The following is a 14,536-nucleotide window of genomic DNA, read 5'->3' on the forward strand; positions in this document are numbered from 1 at the left end:
GTCAGCGCCGGGCCGGCTCCGCCCGGGCGACGACCGCGCCGTCCACGAGCGTGCCCGCCGCGCCGAGGTAGCCGGCCGGATCACCGATCCGGGCCAGTTCCTCGGCGGTGTAGCGGCCGCGCAGCTCCGGCGTCTCCGCCAGGACGTCGTACAGGGGGCGGTCGGTCGCGTCGGCCTCCGCGGCGGCCCGGGTCAGCACCTCCTTGATCCGGTCCCGGCCGACGACGGGGGTGAGCCGGGCGGCGACCCGTTCGGAGGTGAGCTGGCCCCGGGTCAGCGCCAGGTTGGCCGCCATCCGCTCCGGGCGCACCACGAGCCCCCGCGTCAGCGTCACGGCCGCCTCCGCGGCGCCGCCGGTGAGCCGCAGGCACTCGCGCAGCAGCAGCCACTCGGCGTGCCACACGCCGGCGGACCGCTCGTCCTCGCTGAGCAGCGCCTGGGTGAGCCCGGCCGCCAGCGGCGGCACCTGGAGCGCGGCGCTGCGGATCAGCGTGGCGAAGACCGGGTTCCGCTTGTGCGGCATCGCGGAGGAGGCGCCGCGCCCGCTGGCCGCCGGCTCGGCCACCTCGCCCACCTCGCTGCGCGCCAGCGAGAGCACGTCGACGGCGATCTTGCCGAGCGCGCCCGTCACGAACGCGAGCACCGCGGCGAGGTCGGCCAGCGGCGTACGCAGGGTGTGCCAGGGCAACGCAGGCCGGCTCAGGCCGGTCTCCTCGGCGAACGCCGCCACGAGGCGGTCCACGTAGCCGGGGTCCGGCTCGGCCGCGCCGTCCAGCGCCGCGTACTCCAGATAGCCGGCCAGCGTGCCGGCCGCGCCGCCGAGCGACACCGGCAGGCCCTGGTCGCGTACCCGGCACAGCCGCACCCGGGCGTCGCGCAGCAACTGGTGCCAGCCGGCCGCCTTCAGCCCGAACGTGGTGGGGGCGGCGTGCAGGGCCAGCGTCCGTCCGGCCATCGGCAGGTCGCGGTGGGTCAGCGCCAGCCCGGCGAGCGCGTCGACGGCGGCGGCGAGGTGGTCGTCGATGACGGTGAGCGCCCGGTGCGCGACTGTCATCGCCGCGGTGTCCAGGATGTCCTGGCTGGTGGAGCCACGGTGGACGTACTCGGCGGAGGCCGGGTCCAGTTCGGCGACCGCGCGGGTCAGCTGGGCCACAAGCGCCACCACCGGGTTCGCGGTGTCCCGGGACGCCATCGCGACGCCCCGCAGATCGAACAGCTCGGCCCGGGCGGTCCGGGTGATCACCGCGGCGGCCTGGACGGGCAGCGTGCCCAGCCGCGCCTGGGCGCGGGCGAGCGCCGCCTCGGCGTCCAGCATGGCCTGCAGCCAGGCCCGGTCGCCGACCACCGGCTCGATGCTCGTGCCGGCGCGCACCGGTGAGAGCAGGCCGCTGTCCACCGCCACCTCCAGCGTGTCGATCACACGATCACCCCCGGGAAGCGGGCCGGCCCGGAGGCCGCGCGGTCGGCCACCGCATGTCCGGCCGGCGCGAGCGAGCGCACCTCGGCGGCGATCGCGTCGGCGTCGGCCAGGATCACCGAGTCGTTGCCCGGCCGGATGCCGGCCGCCGTCACCCAGTGCACCGACTCGGTGGGCACACCGAACGCGAACCGGCGCGGGTGCGGCTGATCCTGGGCGTCGACGACCCGGTAGGGACGTTCGGTCACGGCGAGTCCTCCTGTCTCGTACGTGCCGCCGTCGTAGGGGATCCGGTACGGCCGGCACTGTTCGGTGTCGAGCATGTGGCGCAGCAACGGGTCGGCGGTGCCGCGCAGGTCGGGTTCCGGCAGCCGCGCCTCGATGAGGACGCCGGCGCGGACCGGGGGACCGGGCACGGTCCGGGACGTCGCTTCGAACGCGGGTGTCTCGGTGTCGATGACGATCTGGGTGTCCGGCCCGGTCAGTTCCAGCACACCGGCTTCGATCAACGCGATCGTCTCCTCGATGCGCCGGGCCGGCGGGCCGATCGAGAGGAACGCGTTGAACGGGGTGAACCAGCCGGTCAGCTCGTCGCGGTACGAGTCGCCGTCGATCCCGCCGTGATCGACCGCCAGGCGGATCTCGTTGCGCAGGTCACGCAGGACGTCCAGCGCTGCCTTGAGCGGCCCGTCGACGTTGCCGGCCCGCGCGTGCGCAACGTCCCGGGCCAGGTGGTCCAGCGCCCAGGCGCGGAAGTCGTCCCGGTCGCGGAACTCGCGCCCGCGGTACGGGTGGGCCAGCCGGTCCCAGTCCCAGCGCCGCGCCGGCGGTATCGGGTACTCGTCGAGCAGCGCCGGCCGCCGCTCGGCGGGGGTCGCGAGGTAGCGCACGGTGAAACTCTCGGCCAGGCCGGCGTGCCCGGTGCGGCGCAGCAGCGTCGCGTAGTAGACGCTCTCCACCTCGGCGGCGATCAGCGGCCACACGTCGCGGCGGAACCGGATCGACTCGCCGCGGGCGCGGCGGGCGCGCAGCCGCGCCACGGCCTGCGCGGTCAGCAGCCGGGGCAGGTGCCGGCCGGTCACACCCTTCTGGTTGTCGCCCCGGGCGTGCGCCGGGATGCCCCGGCGGGAACTGGCGGACAACCTCGGTTCGGCGCCGCTGGGCCGGTACCGCAGTCGTCCGCCCTCCTCGGTGAAGCTGCCGCCGCGGCCGACGGTGAGCAGGATCAGGTGGTCGAAGAACGTCAGGCCCAGCCCGCGCAGCAGCACCGGCGCGCCCGCCGGGATGTGGCCGAGGTCGACGTCGGCGGGGTTGGCCTGGGGGAGATAGGTGAGTCCGTGCACCCGGGACAGGCTCGCCGTGCGTGCCTGCCGGGGATCCAGCCGGGCGGCGGCGTGTCCCAGGGCCAGCACCACGGCGTCCAGGTGGTGCAGCCGGGTGCCGTCGGCCAGCCGTACGCCCTGCGGACCGCCCGGCACGCCCGACGTGTCGGCGCTGGCCACCGCGCGGGAGCGGTGGCACCGGATCGAGACGTGCGGCGGCGCGCGGCGCACGATCCGGCGGAAGCTGTCCCGCAGGTAGTGGCCGTAGAACGCCCGGGTCGGATAGTCGTCGGGGCCGAGGGCGCGCGCCTCGTCGAGCACGTCGGGGTCGAGCGCGCCCCACGGGCCCGCCGACGCCACGCTCCGGGCCCACTCGTACAGGCTCGGCCCGGGCTCGATCGGCCCGGCCAGCCGGCAGCTCGGATCGGTGTAGACGGTGATCTGTGAGGCGACGGTGTTCGTCAGCAGCAGCCGGGACTGGTCGGTGCGCCACACCGCGCCGGCGCCGGGCGCGGCGGGGTCCACCACGTGCACGGTGAGGCTGGCGCAGGCCCGGTCGTGCCGTTCCTGGGCGCAGAGCCGCTCCAGGACGGACAGTCCGCGCGGGCCCGCGCCGACGATGCAGATCCGCAGATGCCGCGGGCCTGTCATCGCACGGCCTCGCTCGGGCGCTCGCCGCGCACCCGGGCGGCGTGCATCCAGGCCACCGCCGTGTGCAGCTCCTGCGGCGTCATCGCGGCGAGCGCCCGGTTGCGGGCCGTCGCCGCGTCCCCGGCGGCGTGCCAGAGCCGGATGCTGTCGCGGGAGACGGCCTGCACCGCGGCGGTCCGCTCCCGCCGTTGCGCGACGTAGCGGCGGAGCACCTCGGGCACCGGCTCGGCGCCGTCGCCGAGCAGGTCGCCGAGCACCACCGCGTCCTCCAGCGCCTGGCAGGCCCCCTGCGCGGCGTAGTGCAGCATGGGGTGCGCGGCGTCGCCGAGCAGGGCGACCCGGCCGTCGGCCCAGTCGTCGACGGGCGGCCGGTCGACGAGCACCCAGGCCCGCCACTCGTCGCTGAGGCGCAGCAGGTCACCGACCGCGCCGAGGCGCGACATCGCGGCCCGGACCAGTGCGCCGTCGGTGGGCCGGCCGGCGAACAGCGTGGGCGCGCCGTCGGCGTGACTGGCGGCCATGTTCAGGTACGCCCCGCCGCTGATCGGGTAGTGCACGAAGTGGCAGTCCGGTCCGGCCCACCAGGTGACCGCGTCCCGGCGTACCCGGGCCGGCACCTCGGACATGGGGACTATGGCGCGGTACGCGGTGATGCCGGAGTTGCGCGGCTCGCCGTCGCCGACGAGCTGGCGGCGGATGCGGGAGTGGATGCCGTCGGCGCCGACCACCATGTCGGCGGGGATCCGTTCGCCGGAGTCCAGGCGCACGGTGGCCTCGGCCGCGTTCTGGTCGTAGCCGGCCACCGAGGTGGCCGGGCGCAGCGTGATCCGGGGCAGCCGCCGGGCGGCGTCGAGCAGGCGGCGGTGCAACTCGGCGCGGTGCACCACCACGTACGGGCTGCCGAACCGGCGCTGGTAGCGCTCGGTCAACGGCATGCTGGTGACGTGTACGCCGGTCACGCCGTCCATGAACCGCAGTTCCGCCATGGCGACCGCGGTGGCCCGCACCTGCGGTCCCACACCGAGCGCGTCCAGCGCGTACAGGCCGTTGGGGGCGAGCTGGATGCCCGCGCCCAGCTCGGTGAACTCGGGCTGGCGTTCCAGGACCGTCACGTGATGGCCGTGCGCCGCGACCGCCAGCGCCGTGGCGAGCCCGCCGATGCCGCCCCCGGCCACGACCACGCGTACGGGCGTCCGGGTGCTCATCCGGCCGCGCTGTCCCGGTCGAGCAGCTGCCGGGCCAACTCCAACCGTTTGATCTTGGTGGTGGCGGTCTGCGGGAGATCCGCCAGGCGCCGCTGCACCGGACGGGCCATCGGCGGCAGCGTGGCGACCGCGCCGGCCCAGCGGTCGATGTCGATCGGCAGGTCCTCGCTGGTGCAGATCACCGGCACGGGCGGCCCGTCCGGCGCCGGCAGGATGATCACCTCGACGAGTTCGTCCAGCCGGGTGAAGAGCGTGTCCTCGACCGCCAGCGTGCTGCCGAACCCGTCGATCTCGTCGACCTCGCGGTCGAGCAGGTGCAGGCAGCCCAGCCGGGTGCGGTAGCCCAGGTCGCCCATCCGCCACCACGATCCGTGGCGCTGACCCTCGTACCGCTGCTGCTCGCCGAGGTAGGTGACGATGCGCCCGTCGGTGCGTACCTCGATGTAGCCGGGGTTGTCGCGGGTGGGCGGGCGTCCGTTGCGGCTGACCACCCGGATGTCGGTCATGCCGGGGAACGGCATGCCGACGCAGCGCCCGTCGGCGTCCTCGGGCCGGCGGCGGGTGAACGCGCGGGCCGCGACCGGGCCGACCTCGCTCTGCCCGTACAGCTGGCCGAACACCGGCTTGGGATGCGCGGAGGCCCCGAGCATGCGCCGGACCGTGCGCGGGTGGATGGCGTCGAAGGTGCTGCTGAAGTAGCGCACGGTGGCCAGCGGCGCGCGCGGGTCGTCGGCCAGCCGCTCCCACCGCAGGAACGAGTTGGGGTGGGTCTCCAGCACGCCCGGACGATGGGTGAGGAACAGGTCGGTGGCCTGGTCCGGGTCGTTGTCGGCGAGCACCAGCAGCGGGAAGCCGCGCAGCATCGTGATCGCCAGCGCGGTGAACAGGCGCGAGTGCACGAACGAGACGTGGATGGCGACCGGGCAGCGGCGGCGCACCAGCGCGGCGACCGACGCCTGCGGGCGGTAGCGCGCCTGCAGCGTCCGTCCGGTGTGCACGGCCAGCTTCGGCAGCCCGGTGGTGCCGGAGGTGTGGGTGACCAGGGTGGGATGGTCGGGGGACATGACGATCGGCGGGACGCTCGGCACACCGGTCAGGGCGCGCAGCGACGTGGCCGACGGATGCTCTCCGGAGGCGAGCAGCACCCCGGCGACCGCCGGGAACACGGTGTCCGCCAGTTCTCCGTCGAGGGTGGCGCGGTCGGTCAGCAGGTACGGCCGGCCGGCCCGGCGGATCAGGTGCAGCACCGTGGTGGCGTCGAGGTGGGGGGAGAGCAGCACCGGCACGGCCCCGATCCGGGCCAGCGCGCACGCGCTCAGCGTGATGTCGAAGTTGTGCGACTTGTGGACCACCACGCGGTCGCCCGGTCGTACGCCGGCGGCGTGCAGGCGGGCGGCCAGGTCGGCGACCAGGCCGGCGACCGCGCCGACGGTGAGCCGCCGGCCGAGTTCCGGCGCCACGTCGAGGTCGTGGTCGAGGGTGACGCTGTTGTCCGGGTGCCGGGCCGCGGCCCGGTCGAAGAGTGTGCCCAGTCGGATGCCGCGATTGGCGATCGTCTGCAGCAACATGTCCGGCTCCTACCGTTCGGTCTCGATGATCGACTTGAGTCGGCGCAGCGTCTCGTGCAGATCGGCGCCGACCTTGGCGCCCCATTCGGTGACGAAACGCCGGCGCTCGTCGTCGTCCATGTCTCGGGTGATCTTGCGGATGCCCTCGGTGGGCTCGTCCATCCGGAAGTGGTGCGTCAGGCGGCAGCCGGCGCCCTCGGGGCTCATCCGGAAGGCCCACACGCTGCTCTGGGCGCGCCCCCGGCTGTCCCGCATGGCCCAGCTGAACTCGACGCCGGGGATCGCGGTGTGCACCTGCGACTCCGTGGTCCAGACGCCGCGGACGACCGGCGCCCAGGCGACGACGTCCTCGCCGCGGACGTTGTGGCCGCGGAACACCGCCCCGGCGGCGCCGGGACGGCCGCTGATCCACTCGCCTCCGGTGCACTCGGTGCTCCACTCCCGGCACCGGGGAAGGTCACTGACGAGCGCGTAGACCTCGTCCGGAGTGGCGTCGACGACGATTTCCGCCTGCGATTCGAACAGTGGCGTGGTGGTATCGGTTTCGGCCATGCGGAGAATCGTCGTTATCGGCTTCCCGAAGGGTCAAAGTGTTCGACTCTGATTCATCAGGTTCGACGTCTTTCGTGGCCGGGGCGCCTATAATCCGGCGCAGATCCGCGACGCGACTACGGACACGGGAAGAGTCATGGGGGGGAGCACGGAACAAGGCACCGCCGTGCCCGGCTCCGCCGACGACGCCGGGGTGCCGCACGACGAAGGCGGTCTGCTGCGGGACATCGCTCGGCAGGGCCGTCGGCTGCTCGACGCGCCGGCCGCCTTCGTCGCCGTCGTGTCCGAGGACGGACCGACGATCACGGTACGGGCGGCGGACGGCCCCCACGAGGACGGCCGGCTGGACCTGCCCGGTCACCATCCCTCCGGCGCGGCGCTGCTGGACGGATCACCGCTGTGGTGCGGTGACGCGGAATCCGCCCCGGCCGCCGCGCCGGTGTCCGGATCGGACGACGACGGGGCACTGCACGCGGTGGTCGCGGTACGTCTGGGCCACCTGCGCGGATACGCCCCCCGCCGGTCCGTCGCCGCGCTGTACCTCGCCGACCGGCGCCCCCGGACGGTCACCGAGGGGGAGCGCGTCCAGTTGACCTCGTTCGCCCGGCTCGCGGGCGCGGCGATGGAGAAGACGCAACTGCTGGACGTCGCGATCGCCCGGCTCTACGGGCTGGAGCAGCAGTCCGCCCGTACCGCCGCCGACCTGGACCGGATGCGGGCGCTGCGCTCCGCGCACTACGGCTTCATCGACCTGGCCGTGGCCCGCGGCGACGCGCGCGCCTTCGTGGTGGAGGCCGACCGGCGTCTCGGCGCGTCGGTGCGGCTGTGCACCGACGACGGTCTGGTGGTCGCCGCGAGCCGGTCCGCCGCCGCCGGACCGGAGCCGGGCGTGCCGGACGGCCGCCGCATGGTCGTCCCGGTGCTGGCCGGCGACCGGCGGATGGGAGACCTGCTGCTGGAGATGGACAGCCCGCTCGCCGACCCGGACGGGCAGCTCCTGCTCCTGATCGCCCAGGCGGCGGCGGTGATCCTGCGCCAGCTCGACGACAGCCGGGAGAGCCAGGCCCGCCGTGCCCTGCTCAACGAGCTGATCACCACGCCGCAGCCCACCGGCACGCTTGTCGGACGGGCCCGGCGGCTGGGCGTGCGGCTGGACCGGCCGTACGTCGTGGTGGTGTTGCGCCCGGACGGCGTCAGCCCGCACTGGGCGTCGATGTGGAGCGCGGCGTTCGCCGCCCGGGGTGACGGTCTGTCCGCGCTGCACGACGACGACATCGTGCTGCTGCTGCCGGGGGAGGCCGACCCGGCCGAGATCGCCCGGACGGCGGCGGAGGAGTCGGGCGCGCTCTTCGGCCGCCCGGTGACGGCCGCGGCGTCCGACAGCGGTTCCGGGCCGGAGCGGGTGGCGGTGCGCTACCGGCAGGCGCTGCGCTGCCTCGACGTCATGATCTCAATGGAGCTGGCCGGTCGCGGCGTGTCGGTACGGGAGCTGGGTTTCCTGCCGATGCTGCTGGCCGGCCGGGAGGGCATCGACCAGTTCATCGACGCCACCCTCCAGCCGGTGCTCGACTACGACCGGCACCGCGACGGCGACCTCGCCCGCACGCTCGACGCGTACTTCGAGGCCGGCCGCAGCCCGACCAACGCGGCGGAGCTGCTGCACATGCACCCGAACACGGTCACCCGGCGGCTGGACCGGGTGAAGCGCCTGCTCGGCCCGACCTGGCAACTCCCGGCACGGGCGCTGGAGATCCAGCTCGCGCTACGCCTGCACCGCCTGCTCACCGAGCTGTGACGCCGCGCCGTCCGGGACGACCAGGGCCCGCCGCCCGCGCATCTCGCCGTCCTCCACCATCCGGTGCGCCTCCCGCATCGCGGACAGCGGAAGCCGCACCACCTCGCGCGGGCGCAGCCGGCCGGCCGCGAGCAGCCGGTTGATGAAACCGGCCGCCTCCGCCAGTTCCGCGGTCGTGGCGAGCGAGATGACGAAACCGACTATCGACCTGTCGTTCGTGTACAGCTCACCGGCGGGCAGCGCCGGACGGGTCCGCGCGCCCGCGAGCAGCACGATCCGCCCCCGTACGGCGAGTTGCCCGACCGCCAGGTCCAGGTCGTTGGTGCCGGAGGTGTCCAGGTAGACGTGGACGCCCTCCGGGCAGGACGCGGCGAGCCGGTCACCGAGATCCGGTGCGGCGTAGTCGACCACCTCGACCGCGCCGGCGGCCCGGCAGAACGCCTCGTCCCGGGGCGCCGCGGTGGCGACCACGCGCGCGCCCAGCGCCGTCGCCGTCGTGATCAACGCGGAGCCGACGTTGCCGCCGCCACCGCCCACCACCACCGTCTCACCGGGGCGCATGCGGCCGTGCACCGCCAGCGCCAGGTAGGCGGTGGCGGCCGGGTGCAGCACGGTGACCGCCTCCACCGAGGCCGCCGCCGGTAGCGGGTACAGCCGGTCCGCGGGCACCACCACCTGCTCGGCGGCCGCGCCCTGACGTCCGCCGTGGCCCAGGCTGTTGCACCAGACCCGGTCGCCGGGGCGGAAGCCGGCCACGCCGTCACCGGCGTGCGCGACCACGCCCACCACGTCCCGGCCCACCACGAACGGCAGTGGGACCGGCGTACGGTACGTGCCGGCCCGCACGAACGTGTCGACGTGGTTGACGGTGGTGGCGAGCGTGTCGACCAGCACGTCGGTGGGGCCCGGCCGGGGCGCGGGCAACTCGCCGTACCGGATCTCGGTGGCCAGGCCCAGCCGGTCGACGTAGGCGGCCCGCACTGTCGTCATCGGCGGGCCGGCCCGCCGTCGTCGTTCTGGAAGAACGCCATGCGCGACGACTGGTCCGCGTACGGGCTCGGCGTCGGCGGTTTGTCCAGGACGATCCCGAACCACCGCCGGTACGCCTCCAGCAGCGCGTCGTCGTCGGTGAGCGTCTCGACGCTCCGGCGGTCGCCGGCGATAACCGTCAGCACGTCGCCCTGCAGGGTGACCCGGCCGTCGGCGGTGGGCAGCGTGCAGAACATGTTCCGCAGGAACGGCGAGTCCGGGCAGGTGCGGTACCACCACAGGTTCTGCCGGAAGTCGGCCAGGTCGGCCGGCTCGTCGTGGAACCGGTACTGCAGCGCGTCGTTGCGGTACACGTCGACGACCCCCGGCTCGACCCGCCGGGTGGCGAACCGGCCGTGCGGGTCCACGTACGGCTCGGCCGCGTCGAGCCGGAACGGGAACCGGCTGTTCTTGCCGAAGCCGACGTCGACCAGCCAGCGGGAGCCGGTCTCGGGCAGGTCCACGGTCAGCATCAGATGATTGTGCGGGCCGTTGAACCGCCCGGAGAGCCAAACCCGCCCCTGATGCAGCGTCACCGCGAAACCCAGCGCCCGCAACAGGAAGAACAGCGAGGTGTTGATCTCGAAGCAGCCGCCGCCGCGGCGCTGGCGGATCACCTTGTCCAGCACCCGCTCGTCCATGTAGATCTCGTGGCCCAGGTGGTAGTCCAGGTTCTCGAACGGCACCGTGCACGTGTGGCGCTCCTGCAGGTCGCGCAACGCCGCGAGGTCCGGCCGCTCGGGGCGGGCGGCGCCGATCCGGTCCAGGTAGCCCCGCACCTGCTCGTCGGTCAGCACGGCTCAGTCCCGCTCGTACGACATGCGCATCGACTTCTTGACGTGCGGACTCGGCTTCGGCGGCGCGTCCAGCTTGATGCCGAAGTACTTGTCGTACGCCGCCAGCAGGTCGTCGTCGTTGGTGATCCGTTCGATGCGCCGCTCGTCGCCGTCGATCACGACGAGCTTGTTCTCCCGCAGGATGATGCGCCCGTTCTCGGTCGGCAGCGTGCAGGACAGGTTCTGCAGGAAAGGCGAGTCCGGTGAGGTGCGGTACCACCACAGCACCTGCATGCCGTCGGCCGCCACGACCGGCTCGTCGTAGAAGCGATACTGCAGCGCGTCGGCCCGGAAGACGTCGGTGGCGTTGTCGGCGACCCGCTTGGTGGAGAAGGTGCCGTGCGGGTCCTCCTGCGGCTGCGGCGACTCCAGGAGCAGCGGGTAGCGGCTGCTGCGACCCAGGCCGACGTCGCTCAGCCACCGCTGCTCGCCGATGCGCACCGTGGTCACCGAGTGGTTGTACGGCGGCGTGAACTCGTGCCCGAGCCAGACCCGGCCCTGGTGCAGCGTGACGTCGAAGCCCAGCGCCTCCAGCAGGTAGTGGAACGCGTTGTTGATCTCGCCGCAGCCGCCGCCGCGGTTCTGGTACACGATCTTCTCGACCACCCGCTCGTCGATGAAGATCTCCTTGCCGAGGTGGTAGTCGATGGTCTCGAACGGCACCGTCAGCTCGTGCTGCGCGTGCAGCAGCCGCAGCGACTCGGCGTCGAGCCGCTCCGGCCGGGCCACACCGATGCGGTTCAGGTACGCGTCGACAAGCGTGTCGTCGAGCATGTGGTCACTCTCCTGTCGAGGGGAAACGGGCGAACAGCTTCGCCGCGTTGGACCGGTTGACCGCGGCCCACCACCCCGGATCGAGGTCCGCGTGGCGCGCCACTCCCGCACCGATCGAGGCGCCGAAGGACTCCGGCATGAACGGGTAGTCGGAGCCGACCAGGACCCGTTCCGGATCGGCGAACAGCCGCAGCGAGGCGAGCGCGTGCCGGCCGCACATCGCCACGTCGAAGTAGAGGCGGCGGAGCACGGCGAGGGGATCGTCCGGCAGGCGGTCGGCGAGATCGCGGTTGATGACCGGGCCGTAGGTGAGCCGGTCGGCGTAGTAGGTGACCCCGCCGCCGCCGTGCGGCAGGATGATCCGCAGCTCGGGGAACCGCTCCAGCGTGCCGTTGTAGAGCAGCTGCGCCACCAGCCGCACCGTCTCGAACGGGAACTCGTACAGCGACAGCGGCAGCCCGAAGGCGGGCTGGCCGGTGGCCGGCGGCACCGCTGGGTGCACGAAGATCGGCGTACGCCGCCGCTCGGCCTCGGCCAGCAGCGGATCGAGCCGGCGGTCGCCGACGTAGAGCCCGTCGTAGTTGGTGAGCAGCCCGAGCCCGTCCAGGCCGAGCACGTCGATGGCGTGGACGAACTCCGCCACGCAGTCGTCGAGGTGGGGGAAGGGCAGCACCGCGAACGCGCCGAAGCGGCAGTCGCCGGCCGCCACGAACTCGGCCAGGTACTCGTTCAGCCGCCTCGCGAGAGCGCGGCTGCGGGCGCGGTCCAGCGGGGGTACGCCCGGCCACAGGCTGACGATCGCGGCGCGTATTCCCTGCCGATCCATCATGGCGAGGCTGCCCGCCCGGCTCCACGTGGGGCGGTCGACTCCGGAAAGAACAGTGGAACCGCCCAATTCGCGAAGCTCGGCCGCATAGAAGTCGGGAATTATGTGATGGTGCACGTCGATGGCGTCCATCCACGGTGACCCGGCCGGACCGTTTACGGGTTTGGCGTCCACATCCGCATAGTGGTGACCGGATCGCGCCCGGCCAAGGCGGTGCGGGCGAATATGTCACGTCGGCTCCGCCGGTTGCCCTGCCCGCTGCGGTTGCCATACATTGACCGCAGGTCTGGTCTGGAGGACCGTCGACACTATTCGCCGCGAAGTCGGTGCCCGTCCTTATCGCAATTCCGCGTTCGACGGCTGGTGAAGAAATGGACCTGGCGCATGCTCACATATTCGCGTGGCGACCGGCCGATCGGTGTGCTCGGCACCGGCTCCTACCTGCCCGGCCGGGTGGTGACTAACGACGAGGCGGCCGAGCACGCCGGCGTGACCGGCGACTGGGTGTTCGAGAAGACGGCCATCCGGCAGCGGCGGTGGGCCAAGCCGGACGAGGCGACCTCCGACCTGGCGATCGGCGCGGCGCGCGTCGCCCTCGCGGACGCCGGCGTCGACGCGGCCGACCTGGCGCTCGTCGTGGTGGCCACGTCGACGCCGGATTCGCCGCAACCGCCCACGGCCAGCGTCGTCGCCCACGAGATCGGCGCCGGACGGGGTACCGCCGCGTTCGACGTCAACGCGGTGTGCAGCGGCTTCAGCTACGGGCTCGCGGTCGCCGAGCGGCTGGTGACCGCAGCGGGGGACCGGCCGGCGCTGGTGATCGGCGCGGACGTCTACTCGCGCATCCTGTCGCCGCAGGACCGCCGCACAGTGGTGCTGTTCGGCGACGGCGCGGGCGCCGCGGTGATCGGGGTCGGTGGCGCGCACCGGGTCGTGGCCACCCGGCTGCTCAGCTTCGCCGAGGCGCGCGGGCTGATCGGCGTGGCGGCCGGTGGCAGCCGCCTGCCGGCCTCCGAGCAGACGCTCCGCGACGGCTCGCACCACTTCCGGATGGACGGCCGGGGAGTACGCGAGTTCATCGACACGTACGTGGTCGCCGGCATCGCGGAGTTCCTGGCCGAGCACGGTGTGCCGCCGCACCGGCTCGGGCATCTGGTGCCGCACCAGGCAAACGGCCGGATCCTCGCCTCGATGGCGGAGCGGCTCGGGCTGCCCTTCGACCGCGTCGCCAGCACGTACACCGCCTACGGCAACACCGGCGCCGCCGCGGTGCCCATCACCTACGACCAGCTGTGCCGCTCCGGCCGGGTCCGCGCAGGCGACCTCGTGCTGCTCACCGCATTCGGCGGCGGGATGTCCATGGGGATGACCCTGCTCCAGGCCGGCTGAGCCCGCCCGTCGCGCGTCAGGAGGTGCGCCGCAGGGCCGGCTCCGGCCGGCCGTGCGTCGCGAGCACCGTGTGCGCCGCCGACGCCAGCGTCACGTGGCGGTGCCAGCCCCGGTACGAGCGGCCGGTGAAGTCGCGTAGTCCCACCTGGTCGCCGGTGGACTCCAGGTCGTCGGTGACCCGCCGGACCAGCGCCGCCCGGCGGACCAGGTCGGCGAGGCCGATGTCGCCGCGACTGGTCAGCCACAGCTGGCCGGGCTCACCGCGCCCCGGCGCGCTCAGCTCCACCAGGAGCAGGGGATCGTAGCTGCGGGTGCTGGGCAGCCGAACCGCGACGGTGCCGGCCAGCACCGGCGGGCGCGCCGTGAGCCCGAAGACCGGCCGGCGCTGGTGCCGTACGGTCGCCGCCAGGTCGCCGGCCGGCTCGGCGGTGGCGCCGGCGGCCGGGACCAGCCGCAGGCCGGCGGGCACCCGGACCAGCACCGGCGCTCCGGCGGCCCGTAACCGGCGGACCACCGCCTCGACGTCCATCTCCCGCGCGTCCACCACGACCAGCTCGCCGGCCGGCGCCCCCAGTTCCAGGTACGCCTCGACGGTGCAGGCGCCCAGCGACTGGGCGACCAGGTCGTCCGGGATGGCCGCGCGCCGGCGGCGCTTCTCGTCGGACAACCAGTCCTCGTTGAGGTGCAGCCGCCAGTTGACCGGCGTGACGACGCTCGTCGAGGCCGCCCAGAGACCAACCGCGTGCTGCGCGTTGAGGGACTGCCCCAGGCCCGGCGAGTACCGGCGGCCGACGCCCACCGAGTGCGTCCCGGCCTTGCGGATCAGGGTCGGATGCAGCACCCAGGTCCGGGCCCCGCAGAGGCGCGTGACGTGCCGGGCGAGCGCCCGCCGGACCGGCATCCAGTCCCAGGTGGAGTCGCTGACGAAATGGTGCAGCGCCTGCTCCGCGGCGGGTTCCGTGGAGATCGCGGCGATGTTGCGGATCGACTTGCGTCCCCGGGCCAGCAGCAGCCCGCGGACGTACTCCCGGCCGCGCCGTCGCTGATCGCTGCGCGGCAGCCCGGCCAGGATGTCGTCGCACAGATCCGTCAGGTCCTCGTCCAGCAGCATCCTGCCTCCTCGCGGCGCGGCGGCGAATGCACACGAGCTTGGAACCCGCGGCGAGGATGGT

12 protein-coding genes are annotated in these 14,536 nt (G+C 73.7%); 2 read left to right on the forward strand and 10 right to left on the reverse strand.

Translation table 11 applies throughout. From position 1 onward, the window contains the following. Position 1 precedes the first annotated feature (1 nt). Genes A4R25_RS03025 through A4R25_RS03045 form a run of 5 tightly spaced genes read right to left on the reverse strand, consistent with a single transcriptional unit; the run spans position 2 to position 6,715 of the window. Positions 2-1,420: an adenylosuccinate lyase family protein gene (locus A4R25_RS03025; protein WP_064445518.1), complete on the reverse strand. Its 1,419-nt coding sequence runs from the start codon at positions 1,418-1,420 to the stop codon at positions 2-4. Then, a complete protein-coding gene (locus A4R25_RS03030; RefSeq protein WP_064445519.1) occupies positions 1,417-3,390 on the reverse strand; it encodes an FAD/NAD(P)-binding domain-containing protein in 1,974 nt (657 codons plus the stop codon). The genes A4R25_RS03025 and A4R25_RS03030 overlap by 4 nt, the downstream gene beginning before the upstream one ends. Continuing rightward, positions 3,387-4,595, reverse strand: coding sequence for an FAD-dependent monooxygenase (locus A4R25_RS03035; protein ID WP_064445520.1), 1,209 nt, complete (start codon positions 4,593-4,595; stop codon positions 3,387-3,389). The genes A4R25_RS03030 and A4R25_RS03035 overlap by 4 nt, the downstream gene beginning before the upstream one ends. Next, a complete protein-coding gene (locus A4R25_RS03040; protein ID WP_064445521.1) occupies positions 4,592-6,163 on the reverse strand; it encodes a class I adenylate-forming enzyme family protein in 1,572 nt (523 codons plus the stop codon). Before A4R25_RS03040 ends, A4R25_RS03035 begins: the two co-directional genes overlap by 4 nt. Before the next feature lie 9 nt (positions 6,164-6,172). After that, on the reverse strand, positions 6,173-6,715 hold the full coding sequence (locus A4R25_RS03045) for an SRPBCC family protein (RefSeq protein WP_064445522.1): 543 nt from the start codon (positions 6,713-6,715) through the stop codon (positions 6,173-6,175). A 136-nt stretch (positions 6,716-6,851) separates the two neighbouring features. Here A4R25_RS03045 and A4R25_RS03050 point away from each other — a divergent pair, with 136 nt between their 5' ends. Further along, a complete protein-coding gene (locus tag A4R25_RS03050; RefSeq protein ID WP_082930899.1) occupies positions 6,852-8,510 on the forward strand; it encodes a helix-turn-helix domain-containing protein in 1,659 nt (552 codons plus the stop codon). Here A4R25_RS03050 and A4R25_RS03055 read toward each other — a convergent pair. The 4 genes from A4R25_RS03055 to A4R25_RS03070 are packed head-to-tail and all read right to left on the reverse strand — an operon-like array spanning position 8,478 to position 12,107. Continuing rightward, positions 8,478-9,500 carry an alcohol dehydrogenase catalytic domain-containing protein gene (locus A4R25_RS03055; RefSeq protein ID WP_231915418.1) on the reverse strand — a complete coding sequence of 341 codons (1,023 nt, stop codon included), beginning with the start codon at positions 9,498-9,500 and terminating at the stop codon, positions 8,478-8,480. The genes A4R25_RS03050 and A4R25_RS03055 overlap by 33 nt on opposite strands. Beyond that, complete coding sequence (locus tag A4R25_RS03060) at positions 9,497-10,336, reverse strand: arylamine N-acetyltransferase (protein WP_064445524.1); 840 nt, start codon at positions 10,334-10,336, stop codon at positions 9,497-9,499. The genes A4R25_RS03055 and A4R25_RS03060 overlap by 4 nt, the downstream gene beginning before the upstream one ends. A gap of 3 nt (positions 10,337-10,339) precedes the next feature. After that, positions 10,340-11,149 carry an arylamine N-acetyltransferase gene (locus A4R25_RS03065; protein ID WP_064445525.1) on the reverse strand — a complete coding sequence of 270 codons (810 nt, stop codon included), beginning with the start codon at positions 11,147-11,149 and terminating at the stop codon, positions 10,340-10,342. A gap of 4 nt (positions 11,150-11,153) precedes the next feature. Beyond that, positions 11,154-12,107 carry an amidohydrolase family protein gene (locus tag A4R25_RS03070; RefSeq protein WP_082930900.1) on the reverse strand — a complete coding sequence of 318 codons (954 nt, stop codon included), beginning with the start codon at positions 12,105-12,107 and terminating at the stop codon, positions 11,154-11,156. A gap of 252 nt (positions 12,108-12,359) precedes the next feature. Here A4R25_RS03070 and A4R25_RS03075 point away from each other — a divergent pair, with 252 nt between their 5' ends. Further along, complete coding sequence (locus tag A4R25_RS03075; protein WP_064445526.1) at positions 12,360-13,364, forward strand: 3-oxoacyl-ACP synthase III family protein; 1,005 nt, start codon at positions 12,360-12,362, stop codon at positions 13,362-13,364. Positions 13,365-13,380: 16 nt separating this feature from the next. On the opposite strand, the gene A4R25_RS03080 is transcribed toward A4R25_RS03075, so the two are convergent. Beyond that, positions 13,381-14,475, reverse strand: coding sequence for a transposase (locus A4R25_RS03080; protein WP_064445527.1), 1,095 nt, complete (start codon positions 14,473-14,475; stop codon positions 13,381-13,383). Positions 14,476-14,536 lie beyond the last annotated feature (61 nt).

The organism is Micromonospora sp. NBRC 110037, from assembly GCF_001652995.1.
Taxonomy (GTDB): Bacteria; Actinomycetota; Actinomycetes; order Mycobacteriales; family Micromonosporaceae; genus Micromonospora; species Micromonospora chalcea.